Here is a 13,252-nt window from a genome sequence, read left to right on the forward strand (position 1 = left end):
GCGATGCTGCGGGACACGCCGCTGGCGCGCCCGCGGATCGGCCAGTTTACCCGAGGTTGCCGGCTTCTGCCTGCGTCGCCTGGCGTTCCTGCAGACCGTGCAGGCGCTTGATCACGAAGTTCAGGTGCAGGTGCAGCTCGTACAGCTCGTGGTAGTAGGAGAGCGGCACCTCCACGGTGTTCAGCTCGCTCTCCAGTTTCTCCAGCCGCTCGATCTCGCTTCTCAGTTGCTCGGCGTCGGTGCCGCTGTCGAGCTTGCGGTCGATGTCGCGGATGTAGCGGTACCAGCGGTAGATGCGCGCGCGGATGCGCCAGCGATACAGCGGGCCGATGGACTTCATCAGCGGGATGAGGATGGCGATGAACGGGATCAGCAGGATGATGTAGCGGTCCGCCAGGGAGGCGATGCGGAACGGCAGGTAGCGCTGCAGCAGCGGCAGGCCGCTCTTGTAGTAGCGCTCGGCGTCCTCGTGCAGGCGCAGGGTGCGCGGCTCGGCGCTGGGGAAGGCGCCGGGCTTGTCGAGCAGGCTGCCGTCCTTCATCACCTCGCGGGCGGCTTCCAGCACCAGCGGGATCAGCGCCGGGTGGAAGCGCTCGTTGATCACCAGGGTGGCCACCGGCGACAGGGTGCTGATGTTTCGTTCCGGCACGTTGCGCGGCAGGTTGAGCAGGCCTTCGCCGACCTCGACCCGCTTGAGGAACGGCAGGCGCGCCTCGTAGGCGGCGCTGCGGCGGAAGTTGACCAGGCGAAGCTGGTCGCTGTCGGCCAATTTCTGGATCGCCGGGTTCTCCGCCGGGCCGACGATGAACGCCGCGTCCAGCTTGCCGGCCAGCAGGTCGTCGACCACCGCGTTGCCGCCGCGGGCTTCCCAGGTGATCGGATAGTGTCCCGGGGCGATGTCGTTGGCCTGCAGGATCGCCTCGGTGGCGGCGCGGGTGCCGCTGCCGTCGCTGCCGATGGCCAGGCGCAGGTGCAGCAGGTCGCTGAGCTGGTCGATGTGCACGTTGCTGCGGTGGAACAGCCAGAGCGGCTCCTGGTAGACCGCGCCGAGGGTCTGCAACTGGCGCGCCTGCCCGGCTTCGAGCTGGCGCTCCTGGCCGCTCTGGACCAGGGCGATGTCGACCTCGCCGGTGCCGAGCAGGCGCTCCAGGTTGTCGCGCGAGCCGGCGCTGGGCACCAGCTTCAGTTCGAAGCCCTGCTCCTTGAGCTTTTCCCGGAGCTTGCCGGCGAACACGGCGTAGCCGCCGCCCTCGGCGCCGGTGGCCATGGTCGCGCTCATCGGCGGCGGCGGGGCGACGAAATAGAACACCGCGGCGACCAGGGCGGCGATCACCGGGATCAGCCAGAGGTTGGCGCGGATCAGGATGGCGAGGTCCTTGAGCAGGTGCTTGATGCGATTCATGAGCGGTCCTTGTGCTGCTCTCCAGAAGGGTATGGCGGATGCGGGCGGGCGCACTCCTCAGCGTAGCCGAGGGTCACCGGCGGTCCGTGCGGAACTGCCGGCAGAGCACCCGGTGGCGATGCCGGAAGATGCGGGTGAGGAACCAGCGTACCAGCCCGGCGGCGAATAGCGGGCGTACGGTCAACTGGTCGACCAGCAGGCATTCCCCGGCCTCGCCCGGTGCCGGCAGGATGCGTCGCTCGTGGCGCCAGAGGCGCATGCCGGTCATCGGCGACTGTTCGATGAAGCCGCGGCCGGGCGTCAGCTCCAGCAGGGTCAGTTGCGAAGTGCCCAGCGGCAGCAAGCCGAACAGGCGCATGTGGCTGCGGAACAGCGGGCGCCGGGGCACCACCTCCAGGTCTTCGAGGCTGCGGATACCGGGCGGTACGCTCATGCTCAGCAACGGGCGTATCTCGCGGAGTATCCCGTCCACCGAGGTGATCCACCGCCAGAGCTGTTCGGGGCTGGCCTGCAGGCGCGATTCGAAATGCAGGCTGATATTCATCGCAGGCTCCTGCTAGGGTTGTGGGAGGACGCGCTGTCCATGGCGCCCGTGCCGTGCAAGCCTAAGCCAGACGAACCGAGACGTCGAACCGAAGGAGGACGCCATGCTGATCCGCGCCGCAACCTCGACCCTGCTGGTGGTCGATATCCAGGAACGCCTGCTGCCGGCCATCGACGACGGCCCGGCGCTGGTCGAGTACAGCCAGTGGTTGTTGCGCGTGGCCCGCGCACTGGACGTGCCGGTGCTGGCCAGCGAGCAGTACAGCAAGGGCCTGGGGCCGACGGTGGCGGCCCTGCGCGATGAGCTGGAGCCCTCGCAGATCCTCGAGAAGCTGGACTTCTCGGCCGCCGCCGACGGCGCCCTGCTGCGCGCGCCCGGCGGCGACCGCCGGCAGTTCGTGGTTTGCGGCAGCGAGGCGCATGTCTGCGTGCTGCAGACCGTGCTCGACCTGCTTGGCCGTGGTCGCGAAGTGTTCGTCGTGGAGGAGGCGATCGGCTCGCGGCGGCCGAGCGACAAGGCGCTGGCCGTGGAGCGGATGCGCCAGGCCGGGGCGATGATCGTGTCGCGGGAGATGGTCGCCTTCGAATGGATGGAACGCGCCGGCAGCGACCGCTTCCGCGAGATCAGCCGCAACTTCATTCGCTGAGCGGCGGTTGCTCGGCCTGGTAGCGCCGGGCCTCCTCGCGCAGCCAGTCGGCGAAGGCCTGGTGGCGGTCGCTCGGCGGCTCGCGCTGCGGCCAGACCAGCCAGTAGGGATAGGGGTAGGGCACGCGGATGTCGCCCAGTTGCACCAGGCGGCCCTCGGCGAGGGCGCCGGCGACCAGGCTGCGACGCTCCAGGGCGATGCCCTGGCCCAGGCGCACGGCTTCCAGCAGCAGGTTCGAGTCGTTGATCAGCAGTCCGTGCTGCGGTTCCGCCACGCCGGCGCGCTGGCACCAGAGCGCCCAGGATTCGGTGGAGCGCAGGGTAGGGCAGGCGACGATCTCGCTCGGCGTGCGCGGCAGGCGGCCGCCGTTGAAGTCGGGCGCGGCGACCATCAGCAACTCGTCGTCGAACAGGCGTTCCCGACCGACCCCTTCCCAGTCGCCCTTGCCGATGCGTACGCCGAGGTCGGCCAGGCCCTGGCGCAGGTTCTGCACGTCGAGACTGGCCACCAGCCGCACGCGACAGTGCGGATGGCGCTCGCGAAAGCGCGGCAGGCGCGGCAGCAGCCAGTTCAGGCCGAAGGACGGCATCACCGTGACCACCAGCTCGCCCTCCCGCGGACGCGCCCGCACCACCCGCGTGGCGTCGGCGATCTCGCCCAGCGAGGCGCGTACCTGCAGGGCGTAGAACCGGCCGTTCTCGCTCAGGCGCAGGCCGCGCCCCTCGCGGACGAACAGGGCCAGGCCGAGGAGGTTTTCCAGCAGCTTGATCTGCTGGCTGATCGCCGAGTGGGTGACGTGCAGCTCGCTGGCGGCCTGGCTGATGCTGCCGAGCCGGGCGACCGCTTCGAAGCTGCGCAGCGCGGTGAGGGGAGGGAGGTCGCTCATGTAAGTTTTTCTAAAGAGTTCGCTGAATTTATCTCGATATTTTTCGCGTTGTGCAACGACTAGAGTGATTTCCCCAGGCGCCACCCTCTTAGCGGCGCTTAATCATCGACAAAGGATGCCGCGATGCAACTGATCGGTATGCTGGATTCGCCTTTTGTGCGCCGGGTCGCCATCGCCCTGCGCCTGCTGGACCTGCCCTACGAGCACCGGCCGCTGTCGGTGTTTCGCAATTTCGAGGCGTTCAGCCTGTTCAACCCGATGGTCAAGGCGCCCACGCTGGTGCTGGACGATGGCACCGTGCTGATGGACTCCAGCCTGATCCTCGATTACCTGGAGTGCCTGGCCGGCCGCGAACGCAGTCTGCTGCCGCAACGGCCGCAGGCCCGTGCACGGGCGCTGAGTCTGATCGGCGCGGCGCTGGTGGCCTGCGAGAAATCCGTGCAGATCTACTACGAACTGAACCTGCGTCCCGAGGAACGCCGCCATGGCCCCTGGCTGGAGCGGGTGGAGGGGCAGTTGCTGGCGGCCTACGACTGGCTGGAGGCAGCGCTGCGCCAGGAGCCGCTGGCACGCGACGGCGGCATCGACCTGGTCGGGGTGACCGTCGCGGTGGCCTGGCGCTTCAGCCAACTGGTGGTCGCGGAGCGGGTCGCCGCCAGCGAATACCCGGAACTGGCAAGCTATTCGGATTATGCGGAGGGGTTGCCGGTGTTCCTCGAGACGCCGCCGGTCTGAGCCCGCGAGGGGCCAGGCTGGCGCCCCTCGAACGGCTCGTTTCCGCCTGCGCCCGGCCCCGGTTCGTCGGCTGGTCGCCCCGACCTGGGCGCTGCGGGTCGGTACCGGGCACATGCCGGGGCGGGCCGCGATCGGGGCCCGTTCCGCGCCGTGGCGTCAGCGGGCGAACGCCTGTGCGGGATCGACCGACGGATCGACCGCGATCGCGATTTTTCCCCGGATGCCATTGTCGCGACTCTCCAGGCGGGCGTGGGCGAGGGGGATGTCGGCAAGCGAATAGACGGCGCCGACATGCGGGCGCAACCGGCCGCGCTCGACCAGGGCGCTCAACTCGTCGAGCTTGCCGCGGTTCTGCCGGGTGAAGACGAAGTGATAGCTCGCGTTCCTGCCCCAGGCCTGGAGGAGGTTCTGCGGCTGGGCGAGGTCGACGATGCTGACCACGCGGCCGAGCTGCGCGAGCACCTCGGGGCTGCGCGACAGGGTGTCGCCGCCGATGCTGTCGAACACCACGTCGACGCCGCGGCCTCCGGTTTCCCGCAGGATGGCCTCGACGTAGTCCTGCTTCTGGTAGTCGATGAGCACATCGGCGCCCATCTGGCGGGCGAACTCGAAGTTGACCTCGCGCACTGTGGTGAAGACCCGGGCTCCCATGGCCTTCGCCAACTGGATCGCGACATGCCCGACGCCGCCGGCGCCGCCGTGCACCAGGATGCTTTCGCCGACCCTCAGCGCCGCGCGTGCGACCAGCGCTTCCCAGGCCGTGCCGCCGACCAGGCTGAGGCTCGCCGCCTCCAGGTGGCTCAGCGCGGCGGGCTTCCTGCCGATGATGCCTTCCGCTGCCAGGTGGTACTCGGCATAGCTGCCCTGGCCTTCGAAGATCTGCGGGGTGTACCAGACCTCGTCTCCCGGTGCGACGGCGGTCACTCCCGGCCCTACCGCTTCGACGACGCCGGACACGTCATGCCCGGTGATGGCCGGAAGCGCTACCAGGTCGGGGTAGTCGCCGCGACGGACCTGGTAGTCCAGCGGATTGATCGAGGTCGCATGGACCCGCACCAATACCTGTCCCGCCTGCGGCACCGGTTTGGGCACTTCGCGCAGCTCGAAGGATTCCGGACCGCCAAACGCCTTGAGTATCAACGCTTTCATTGCATATCCTCGTTTCGGTAAAAAGGGATATCGGGAATTTTCGATATATTGTGGTGTAGAAAGAACTACAGTTCCGCGCCGATCAGCTCGACGAGGGCACGGATATTCGCTTCGTTGCGCTTGTAGTAGGTCCATTGGCCGATCCGCCTGACTTCGACCAGGCCCGCCCGTTGCAGGATCGCCAGGTAATCGGACACGGTCGACTGCGACAGGCCGACGCCCTCCTGGATACTGCTGACGCAGACGCCCACGGTGTCGACGTCGCCCTCGTCCTGCGGAGGAAAGTTCTTCGCCGGGTCCTTCAGGCCTTTCAGGATTTCCAGGCGTGTCCGGTTCGACAGGGCTTTGAATGTTTCGAGCAGGTCCATGGCGGCGAGGATATCGGGAATTTCCGATTTGTCAATCCGGGACGACGGAGACCTGCCGTCGCTGTTGACCTCAAGTTAGCTTCAGGTCCTAGAGTGCCATCCGGCGTTCCCGCCGTTCCTCCCGATCAGCGCAGGCCCTGCGCTCGTTGGCGCCGGAAGGGCGTCGAGCGACGACCGCCCGTACTCTGCAAAGGACCCGGAATGGACACCCAGACTTCATTGATGATCTTCCAGCTCACCTGCTGCCTCGGCTTCGCCCTGTGGCTGAGCCTCGCCCTGATCAACAACCTGCAGGCCTTCGCCAGCTCGGTGGGGGCGATCGGCGTGACCATGTCGATGGCTCCCCTGGCCCAGCCGCCCGCGATCGACATGCCCTTGCTGGCGCGGGCGGTGCGCTCGCCGCTCATGCACCGCCTGGCCTTGTCGATCATCGTCGCGCTGCAGGTCGCTGCCGTCGTCACGGCCTGGACCGGCTGTTACGAACTGCTGTTCGGCGCCGGCCTGGAGACGGCCCGGCCCTGGCTCAACCTGGCCCTGAGCGCGGCCCTCGGCTTCCTCTTCGGCATGCTGCTGGGCGGGCTCTGGTTCGGCTACTGGATCCGCCAGGAGGGATTGCAACTGACCCACCTGCTGCTGGTGGTCTGGGTGCTGGCGAACTTCTTCGTGCTCAACGTCCGCTGGAGCTGACGGGGACTGCCGGTACGAGGGAGCAGGGCGCGAGGACGGCGACGGTGGAGCGAGCCGGACGCCCGTCGATAGCGCGAAGTCGCATCTCGCTCCTGCCACCCGGTCCCTCGGCTCCCCTCTGTTCGCACGCGCTGCATGGGCTGACGCAGCTGGAACTGCCCCCGGGCAGTGGCAGCCGGCTGCCTCGAGGACAGGTGCTCCGGCTGGCTCGGCATGGTCACTGGAGTTCAGCCCCGGGGTTCTTCGAGGAAAGCAGAACCTGCGGCATCGGCTCCTTTCGCCCGACTGGGCTCAGCGCAGCTCTTCGGCGGCGGCGACCAGTTGTTCGAGTTGATGGTGGATCTGGGCCCTGTCCAGCAACTGCAAGGGCTGGCGGTTCCAGAGCAGCCGTTCGCCGCTTTCGGGGTCGCGGCCCAGGATCGGCTTGCAAGGGTCCTGGCTGAACAGGTTCTGCTCGCTGGCCGTAGCGTCTCCTTGTCCTTCCAGGCGGGTGAACATCAACAGGTGATCGGTCGGATGTTCTGCCAGATGGCAGAGATGCGGGCCCACCTGCAGGCTGAGTACGCTCTCCTCGTCATTGGGCGTCGGGAGATCGAGAGCGAGAAAAAGCTGGTGGATGGTGGCGCGGTAGAGTGGATTCATGGCGTGTTCCGAGTCACTGGAGGCAGCCATTAGAGCAGTGCCAGCACGGAGAGACTGTTAATCGTGGTTCTCTTTTTTTAGGTTTTGCCGCTGCCGATTCCAGTGGAAAAACGGTGGCCGATCCTGATAGGCGATGGGGTGTCCGTTTTTGGGCTCGGCAGCGGAGCCGAGTGGCGAGGCGTGCTGGCTATTCGCCCAGTGGTTCCAGGAGGGCTGCTGTCCAGCGCTCCTTGCGCCAGGCCCGGCGCTGCTTCTTGTCGAGGTAGGTCCAGGCGACGAAGCGGCTCTGCTTCTGTCCCTGGGCCATGTCCACCACGCGGATATCGCTGGCGCCCAACGTCTTCAGGCGCTCCTGGAGGTTCGGCAGGTTGCTCGCCTTGGATACCAGGGTGGTGAACCAGAACACCTGCGTGGCGAACGCCCGGCTTTCCTCGGCCATGCCGGCCAGGAAGGCCGCTTCGCCGCCCTCGCAGTACAGCTCGGCGCCCTGGCCGCCGAAGTTCAGTCGCGGCAGGGTACGGGTCGGGTCGAGCTTGCCGAGGTTCTTCCACTTGCGCCGGCTGCCGCGCGTGGCTTCGTCCAGCGAGGCGTGGAAGGGTGGGTTGCAGAGGGTCATGTCGAAGCGCTCGTCGACACCGATCAGGCCCTGGAATATCTGCCTGCGATCAGGCTGCCGGCGCAACTCGATGGCAGCGGCGAAGCGTGGGTTGGCGGCGAGGATCGCAGCGGCCGAGGCCAGCGATTGCGGGTCGATGTCGGCGCCGACGAAGCGCCAGCCGTATTCGTGGTGGCCGAGCAGCGGGTAGATGCAGTTGGCTCCGGTTCCGACGTCCAGCGCACGCAGGCCGGGACCGCGTGGAATCAGGCCATCGTGGCTGGCGCCGAGCAGGTCGGCCAGGTAGTGCAGGTAGTCGGCGCGACCGGGAATGGGCGGGCACAGGTAACCATCGGGTATATCCCACTCGCGTACGTCGTAGAACTGTTGCAGCAGCGCGCGGTTGAAGGCTTTCACCGCCGCCGGATCAGCGAAGTCGATGCTCTGCCTGCCGTACGGATTGAGGATGACGAAGCGCTCCAGTTCCGGGCTGCCGGCGATCAGGCGCGGAAAGTCGTAGCGTCCCAGGTGGCGATTGCGCGGGTGCAGCGGGCTGGCGCTCTTGCGCTCGGCGTCGGGATGCGGGCTGGTCGGGCGGGGCATGTTCTCGGTTTCCGTGACGGCGAGGCGGGCATTATTCACATCCGCCGGAGGCTGGCCAGTGTTTCTGCCGAGCGGCGCGCTCCTGGCCCGGTCACAATGGAAACAGCCACGGAATCACCAGCACGCAGACGAACATCACCAGCAGGGTAAATGGCACGCCGATCCGGACGAAGTCGCCGAAGCGGTATTGGCCAGGGCCCAGCACCAGGGTGTTCACCGGCGAGGAAATCGGCGTCATGAAGGCTGCCGAGGCCGCCACCGCCACCACCATGGCGAAGGGGTAGGGCGAGGCGCCGATCTGGTTGGCGGTGGCGATGGCGATCGGCGCCATCAGCACCGCGGTAGCGGTGTTGGAAATGAACAGGCCGATGGCCGCGGTGAGCAGGAACAGGCTGGCCAGCAGCACGCGCGGGCCGGCGTCGCCGAGGGCGTCGACCAGCAGCGAGACCACCAGGTCGATACCGCCGGTCTTCTGCAGGGCCAGGGCGAAGGGCAGCATGCCGACGATCAGGACCAGGCTTTGCCAATGGATGGCGCGGTAGGCGCCGTCCATGTCGATGCAACGGAACAGGCCCATCAACAGGCAGCCGACCAGTGCCGCGACCACGTTGGGCACCACCCCGCTGACCATCAGCGCCACCATCACGGCCAGGCTGAGCAGGGCGTGCGGCGCCTTGCTCAGGGCCGGCGCCACCTCGTCGATCTCCGCCGGCAGGCTGAGCACCAGGAAATCGCGGTTGCGTCCCTGCAACTGGCGGATCGCCTTCCAGGCGCCGATCACCAGCAGGGTATCGCCCAGGCGCAGCTTCTCTTCCAGCATGCCGTCGGTGAGCGCTTCGTGGTCGCGACGCAGGCCGACCACGTTGAGCCCGTACTGCGAACGGAAGCCCAGCTCCAGGACGCTCTTGCCGAGCAGGGTGGAGTCCGGCGGCAGAGTCACCTCGGCCATGCCGACCTCCCGCGACTGGTCGATGAAGTAGCTGGCGCGGAACGGCAGGCGCACCAGGTTCAGCTCGGCGCAGCGCCGGTCCATGTCCTCCGGAGGGGCGAAGACGTCCAGCAGCAACACGTCGCCCGCCTTCAGCTCGGTGCTGCCGCCGACCTTGACCACCTCGCTGTGGAACTTGCGCACCCGCTCCAGGCCGACCACGTTGGCGCCCAGGCGGGTGCGCAGTTGCAGTTCTTCCAGGGTGCTGCCGATCAACGGCGAGCCGAGCTGGACCTGCAGGCGCCGCTCGCGGCCGGCCAGGCGATAGTCGCGGATCAGGTCGCGCAGGGTCCGCCGTGCCCTCGGCGCGCCGACTTCCGCCGGGCTGGCGGCGTTCAGCCAGTTGCGCGTGAGCAGCATGTAGGCCACGCCGATGGCGAGCACCATCAGGCCTATCGGGGTGAAGGCGAAGAAGCCGAAGCCGGCATGACCCTCGCGCGCCAGCTCGCTGTTGACCACCATGTTCGGCGGTGTGGCGACCAGGGTCATCATGCCGCTGATCAGTCCGGCGAAGGCCAGCGGCATCATCAGCCGGCCCGGAGGGATCTTCAGCTTGGCGGCGATGCTCAGGACCACCGGGATGAAGATCGCCACCACCCCGGTGGAACTCATCACCGAGCCCAGCCCGGCCACCGCCAGCATCAGCAGTACCAGCAGGCGCGCTTCGCTGCTGCCGGCGCGGGCGATCAGCCAGTCGCCGACCTGGTAGGCCACCCCGGTACGCACCAGGCCTTCGCCGATCACGAACAGCGCGGCGATCAGTATCACGCTGGGATCGCTGAAGCCGGCCAGGGCTTCGTTGAGGGTAAGGGTTCCGCTGACGCTGAAGGCCATGATCACCAGTAGGGCGATCACGTCCAGGCGCAGGCGGTTGTGGATGAAGAGGGCGACGGTGGTGGCGAGCAGGCCGACCACCCAGAGCAGTTCGAGGTTCATGCGGGCATCTGAGCGGGAGGATGCCTGCGAGTGTGGCAGACGGACGCGGATCGCGCCTTGATCTGCTGCAGGTCGACGGCGCCTCCCCGCTTCGCCGCGGAGAGGCGCAGCGGCCCTGTCAGCCGAGGAGGAGGGCGTCGTCGGCGAGCTTCTCGCCGCGCACCTTCTCGAACATCGCCAGCAGGTCCGGTACGTCGAGGCCCTTGCGTTGCTCGCCGGAGACGTCCAGCACCACCTGGCCCTGGTGCAGCATCACCGTGCGCTCGCCCACGTCCAGCGCCTGGCGCATGCTGTGGGTGACCATCATGGTGGTGAGTTTCTTCTCGGCGACGATCCGTGCGGTGAGATGCAGGACGAAGTCGGCGGTGCGCGGGTCGAGCGCCGCGGTGTGTTCGTCGAGCAACAGGATGCGCGACGGCTGCAGCGCCGCCATCAGCAGGCTGACGGCCTGGCGCTGGCCGCCGGAGAGCAGGCCGATGCGGTCGCCGAGGCGGTTCTCCAGGCCGAGGCCGAGGGTCGCCAGGCTTTCCCGGAAACCGTCGCGCATCGATGCCTGCACCGCCCTGCCGAGACCGCGACCGGCACCGCGACGCTGCGCCAGGGCCATGTTCTCCTCGATGGTGAGGTCCTCGCAGGTACCCGCCATGGGGTCCTGGAACACTCGCGCGACGCGGTTGGCGCGGGCCCAGACCGGCTTGCGGGTGACGTCTTCGTCGTCGATCAGGATCTGCCCGCTGTCGATCGGCAGGTCGCCGGAGACTGCGTTGAGGAAGGTCGACTTGCCGGCGCCGTTGGAGCCGATCACGGTGACGAACTGGCCGGCCGGGATGTCCAGCGACAGGCCGCGCAGGGCGCGGGTCTCGATGGGGGTGCCGGGGTTGAAGGTGATCTTCAGGTTCTTCGCGCTGAGCATGGTCAGGCTCCCTTCTTGCCGAGCAGGCGTTTCTTCATCATCGGAATCACCAGGGCGACGGTGACCAGCACCGCGGTGACCAGGTTCAGGTCCTGGGCCTGCAAGCCGATGAAATCGCTGTTCAGCGCCAGGGCGATGAAGAAGCGGTAGACGATGGCACCGAGGATCACCGCGAGGGTCGCCAGGATCAGCCGGCGCGAGGGCAGGATGCTCTCGCCGACGATCACCGCGGCCAGGCCGATGACGATGGTGCCGATACCCATGGAGATATCGGCGCCGCCCTGGGTCTGCGCGAACAGCGCGCCGGCCAGCGCCACCAGCGCGTTGGAGATGGCCATGCCGAGCAGGATCATGCCGCCGGTGTTGACCCCCTGGGCACGGGCCATCCGCGGGTTGGAGCCGGTGGCGCGGATCGCCAGGCCTTTCTGGGTGGTGAAGAACCAGTCCAGCAGCAGCTTCGCGGCGATCACGATGAACACCAGCAGCAGCGGGCGGAACACGTAGTCGCTGAGCCATTCCGGCTGCAGCAGGGTGAACAATGTCGGCTCGGCGATCAGCGGTACGTTGGGCTTGCCCATGATGCGCAGGTTGATCGAGTAGAGCGCGATCATCATCAGGATGCTGGCGAGCAGGTCCATGATCTTCAGCTTGACGTTGAGCAGGCCGGTGGCCAGCCCGGCCAGTGCGCCGGCTGCGGTGGCCGCCAGGGTCGCGCTGTACGGGTCCCAGCCAAGGGCGATGAGGGTCGCGCAGACCGCGCCGCCGAGCGGGAAGCTGCCGTCCACCGTGAGGTCGGGGAAGCGCAGCAGGCGGAAGGAGATGAACACGCCGAGTGCCACGAGGCTGAAGATCAGGCCGATCTCCAGGGCACCGAACAGGGAAAACAGAGACATGACTTCGTAACCGAGTGCGTGAAGGCAGGATTATCGTGCCGTCCGGCCACGGGCGGGACGCCCGCGGCCGGCGGCCGCTTTTTTTACTTGATGACTTCCGCGGCCGACTTGAGCAGTTCGTCGGACAGGGTCACGCCCTGCTTCTGCGCGGCCCCGGGATTGACGAACAGCTGCAGGTTGTCGCTGGTCTCCGGCTTGATCTCGCCCGGCTTCTCGCCCTTGAGGATGCGCACCACCATGCGGCCGGTCTGCTTGCCCATCTCCTTGTAGTTGATGCCGAGGGCGGCGATGGCGCCGCGCTTGACGCTGTCGGTGTCGGAGGCGATCAGCGGGATCTTCGCGTCGTTGCCGACCTTGACCAGCGCCTCGTAGGCGGACACCACGTTGTTGTCGGTGTTGGTGTAGATCGCGTCGACCTTGCCGACCAGGCTGCGCGCCGCCGAGCTGACGTCCACCGAACGCGGGGCCGAGGCTTCGACCAGGCTCAGGCCCATCTTCGGCAGCAGCTCCTTCAGCTCCTTGACCACCACCACGGAGTTGGCTTCGCCCGGGTTGTAGACCATGCCGATGCGCTTGGCGCCCGGCACCACTTTCTTGATCAGCTCGATCTGCTTGTCCAGCGCGAGCATGTCGGAAACCCCGGTGACGTTGGTGCCGGAGGCTTCCCAGCTCGGCGTCAGGTGCGCGCCGACCGGGTCGGTGACGGTGCTGAAGACGATCGGGATGCTCTTGGTCGCGGCCACCAGCGCCTGGGCCGACGGAGTGGCGATGCCGACGATCACGTCGGGCTTGTCGCCGATGAACTTGCGGGCGATCTGCGCGGCGGTGCCGGTGTTGCCCTGGGCGCTCTGGTACTGCCACTTGAGGTTCTTGCCGTCTTCGTAGCCGGCCTCCTGGAGGGCCTCCTTGACCCCGTCGCGAGCGGCGTCCAGCGCCGGGTGCTCGACGATGGCGGTCACGGCCACCGACTTCTGCTCGTCGGCGTTGGCGCCGAAGGACAGGGCCATGCCAAGGGCCAGGGCACTGAGGGGCAACCATTTATTCTTATAGGCCTGCATCATGCGGCGATCTCCTGATTGTATTGGCGCGCTGTAGCGAATTGTTCTGATTGGGCGGTGCGGGTACAGCGTGGCCGAAACATCGCATTTTTCGCGCAAGTCGTCAGCAGGTTTGATGTTTTTTCTTGCGGCGGGATTACCGCTGGGGGGCGGGCAAGGGGGAGTGCCTGCCCTTTGCGAAAATTCGATGAGGCCCCGCGTGGCCTC

The 13,252-nt window shown here is 67.4% G+C and carries 14 protein-coding genes; 3 read left to right on the plus strand and 11 right to left on the minus strand.

The window, feature by feature from the left end; all coding sequences use genetic code 11:
• Window positions 1-46: 46 nt before the first annotated feature.
• Window positions 47-1,402, minus strand: a complete 1,356-nt coding sequence (locus M6E97_RS02145; protein ID WP_019485972.1) for a TAXI family TRAP transporter solute-binding subunit — start codon at window positions 1,400-1,402, stop codon at window positions 47-49.
• A 73-nt stretch (window positions 1,403-1,475) separates the two neighbouring features.
• Entirely contained in the window at window positions 1,476-1,946 is a 471-nt protein-coding gene (locus M6E97_RS02150; RefSeq protein ID WP_003092903.1) for a hypothetical protein, read from the minus strand.
• Window positions 1,947-2,049: 103 nt separating this feature from the next.
• Between M6E97_RS02150 and M6E97_RS02155 the strand changes: the two genes are divergently transcribed.
• Entirely contained in the window at window positions 2,050-2,592 is a 543-nt protein-coding gene (locus M6E97_RS02155) for a hydrolase (RefSeq protein WP_023097262.1), read from the plus strand.
• On the opposite strand, the gene M6E97_RS02160 is transcribed toward M6E97_RS02155, so the two are convergent.
• The gene (locus M6E97_RS02160; RefSeq protein ID WP_003100573.1) at window positions 2,582-3,478 is read right to left on the minus strand and encodes a LysR substrate-binding domain-containing protein; all 897 of its coding nucleotides are present in this window, start codon (window positions 3,476-3,478) and stop codon (window positions 2,582-2,584) included. The two genes, M6E97_RS02155 and M6E97_RS02160, sit on opposite strands and share 11 nt — an antisense overlap.
• A 123-nt stretch (window positions 3,479-3,601) precedes the next feature.
• On the opposite strand from M6E97_RS02160, the gene M6E97_RS02165 reads away from it, so the two are divergent.
• Entirely contained in the window at window positions 3,602-4,213 is a 612-nt protein-coding gene (locus M6E97_RS02165) for a glutathione S-transferase (protein WP_003092897.1), read from the plus strand.
• 156 nt (window positions 4,214-4,369) lie between these two features.
• Here the strand turns inward: M6E97_RS02165 and M6E97_RS02170 are convergent, their stop codons facing one another.
• Window positions 4,370-5,362, minus strand: a complete 993-nt coding sequence (locus M6E97_RS02170; protein ID WP_034005001.1) for a zinc-dependent alcohol dehydrogenase family protein — start codon at window positions 5,360-5,362, stop codon at window positions 4,370-4,372.
• Between the two features lie 65 nt (window positions 5,363-5,427).
• Window positions 5,428-5,730, minus strand: a complete 303-nt coding sequence (locus M6E97_RS02175) for an ArsR/SmtB family transcription factor (protein WP_003092893.1) — start codon at window positions 5,728-5,730, stop codon at window positions 5,428-5,430.
• 201 nt (window positions 5,731-5,931) lie between these two features.
• Between M6E97_RS02175 and M6E97_RS02180 the strand changes: the two genes are divergently transcribed.
• Window positions 5,932-6,417 carry a DUF2165 family protein gene (locus M6E97_RS02180; protein ID WP_003111147.1) on the plus strand — a complete coding sequence of 162 codons (486 nt, stop codon included), beginning with the start codon at window positions 5,932-5,934 and terminating at the stop codon, window positions 6,415-6,417.
• 291 nt (window positions 6,418-6,708) lie between these two features.
• Here the strand turns inward: M6E97_RS02180 and M6E97_RS02185 are convergent, their stop codons facing one another.
• The 6 genes from M6E97_RS02185 to M6E97_RS02210 all read right to left on the minus strand — a co-directional run bounded on the left by M6E97_RS02185 (window position 6,709) and on the right by M6E97_RS02210 (window position 13,048).
• A complete protein-coding gene (locus M6E97_RS02185; protein ID WP_003092889.1) occupies window positions 6,709-7,059 on the minus strand; it encodes a CesT family type III secretion system chaperone in 351 nt (116 codons plus the stop codon).
• Window positions 7,060-7,246: 187 nt separating this feature from the next.
• Complete coding sequence (gene rlmF, locus M6E97_RS02190; RefSeq protein ID WP_034005002.1) at window positions 7,247-8,257, minus strand: 23S rRNA (adenine(1618)-N(6))-methyltransferase RlmF; 1,011 nt, start codon at window positions 8,255-8,257, stop codon at window positions 7,247-7,249.
• A 91-nt stretch (window positions 8,258-8,348) separates the two neighbouring features.
• Window positions 8,349-10,181: an SLC13 family permease gene (locus tag M6E97_RS02195; protein ID WP_034005003.1), complete on the minus strand. Its 1,833-nt coding sequence runs from the start codon at window positions 10,179-10,181 to the stop codon at window positions 8,349-8,351.
• Between the two features lie 118 nt (window positions 10,182-10,299).
• Window positions 10,300-11,094, minus strand: a complete 795-nt coding sequence (locus M6E97_RS02200; protein ID WP_003092883.1) for an ABC transporter ATP-binding protein — start codon at window positions 11,092-11,094, stop codon at window positions 10,300-10,302.
• A 2-nt stretch (window positions 11,095-11,096) separates the two neighbouring features.
• On the minus strand, window positions 11,097-11,987 hold the full coding sequence (locus tag M6E97_RS02205; protein WP_003092881.1) for an ABC transporter permease: 891 nt from the start codon (window positions 11,985-11,987) through the stop codon (window positions 11,097-11,099).
• A gap of 83 nt (window positions 11,988-12,070) precedes the next feature.
• Window positions 12,071-13,048, minus strand: a complete 978-nt coding sequence (locus tag M6E97_RS02210) for an ABC transporter substrate-binding protein (RefSeq protein ID WP_003100588.1) — start codon at window positions 13,046-13,048, stop codon at window positions 12,071-12,073.
• Window positions 13,049-13,252: the final 204 nt, after the last annotated feature.

The organism is Pseudomonas sp. B111, assembly GCF_026428275.1.
GTDB classification, from domain to species: Bacteria; Pseudomonadota; Gammaproteobacteria; order Pseudomonadales; family Pseudomonadaceae; genus Pseudomonas; species Pseudomonas aeruginosa.

What these genes read in the sequence shown, in the direction of transcription:
- M6E97_RS02145 (WP_019485972.1), bottom strand. Translation starts at nt 1,402, where the DNA reads ATGAATCGCATCAAGCACCTGCTCAAGGACCTCGCCATCCTGATCCGC.
- M6E97_RS02150 (WP_003092903.1), bottom strand. Translation starts at nt 1,946, where the DNA reads ATGAATATCAGCCTGCATTTCGAATCGCGCCTGCAGGCCAGCCCCGAA.
- M6E97_RS02155 (WP_023097262.1), top strand. Translation starts at nt 2,050, where the DNA reads ATGCTGATCCGCGCCGCAACCTCGACCCTGCTGGTGGTCGATATCCAG.
- M6E97_RS02160 (WP_003100573.1), bottom strand. Translation starts at nt 3,478, where the DNA reads ATGAGCGACCTCCCTCCCCTCACCGCGCTGCGCAGCTTCGAAGCGGTC.
- M6E97_RS02165 (WP_003092897.1), top strand. Translation starts at nt 3,602, where the DNA reads ATGCAACTGATCGGTATGCTGGATTCGCCTTTTGTGCGCCGGGTCGCC.
- M6E97_RS02170 (WP_034005001.1), bottom strand. Translation starts at nt 5,362, where the DNA reads ATGAAAGCGTTGATACTCAAGGCGTTTGGCGGTCCGGAATCCTTCGAG.
- M6E97_RS02175 (WP_003092893.1), bottom strand. Translation starts at nt 5,730, where the DNA reads ATGGACCTGCTCGAAACATTCAAAGCCCTGTCGAACCGGACACGCCTG.
- M6E97_RS02180 (WP_003111147.1), top strand. Translation starts at nt 5,932, where the DNA reads ATGGACACCCAGACTTCATTGATGATCTTCCAGCTCACCTGCTGCCTC.
- M6E97_RS02185 (WP_003092889.1), bottom strand. Translation starts at nt 7,059, where the DNA reads ATGAATCCACTCTACCGCGCCACCATCCACCAGCTTTTTCTCGCTCTC.
- rlmF (WP_034005002.1), bottom strand. Translation starts at nt 8,257, where the DNA reads ATGCCCCGCCCGACCAGCCCGCATCCCGACGCCGAGCGCAAGAGCGCC.
- M6E97_RS02195 (WP_034005003.1), bottom strand. Translation starts at nt 10,181, where the DNA reads ATGAACCTCGAACTGCTCTGGGTGGTCGGCCTGCTCGCCACCACCGTC.
- M6E97_RS02200 (WP_003092883.1), bottom strand. Translation starts at nt 11,094, where the DNA reads ATGCTCAGCGCGAAGAACCTGAAGATCACCTTCAACCCCGGCACCCCC.
- M6E97_RS02205 (WP_003092881.1), bottom strand. Translation starts at nt 11,987, where the DNA reads ATGTCTCTGTTTTCCCTGTTCGGTGCCCTGGAGATCGGCCTGATCTTC.
- M6E97_RS02210 (WP_003100588.1), bottom strand. Translation starts at nt 13,048, where the DNA reads ATGATGCAGGCCTATAAGAATAAATGGTTGCCCCTCAGTGCCCTGGCC.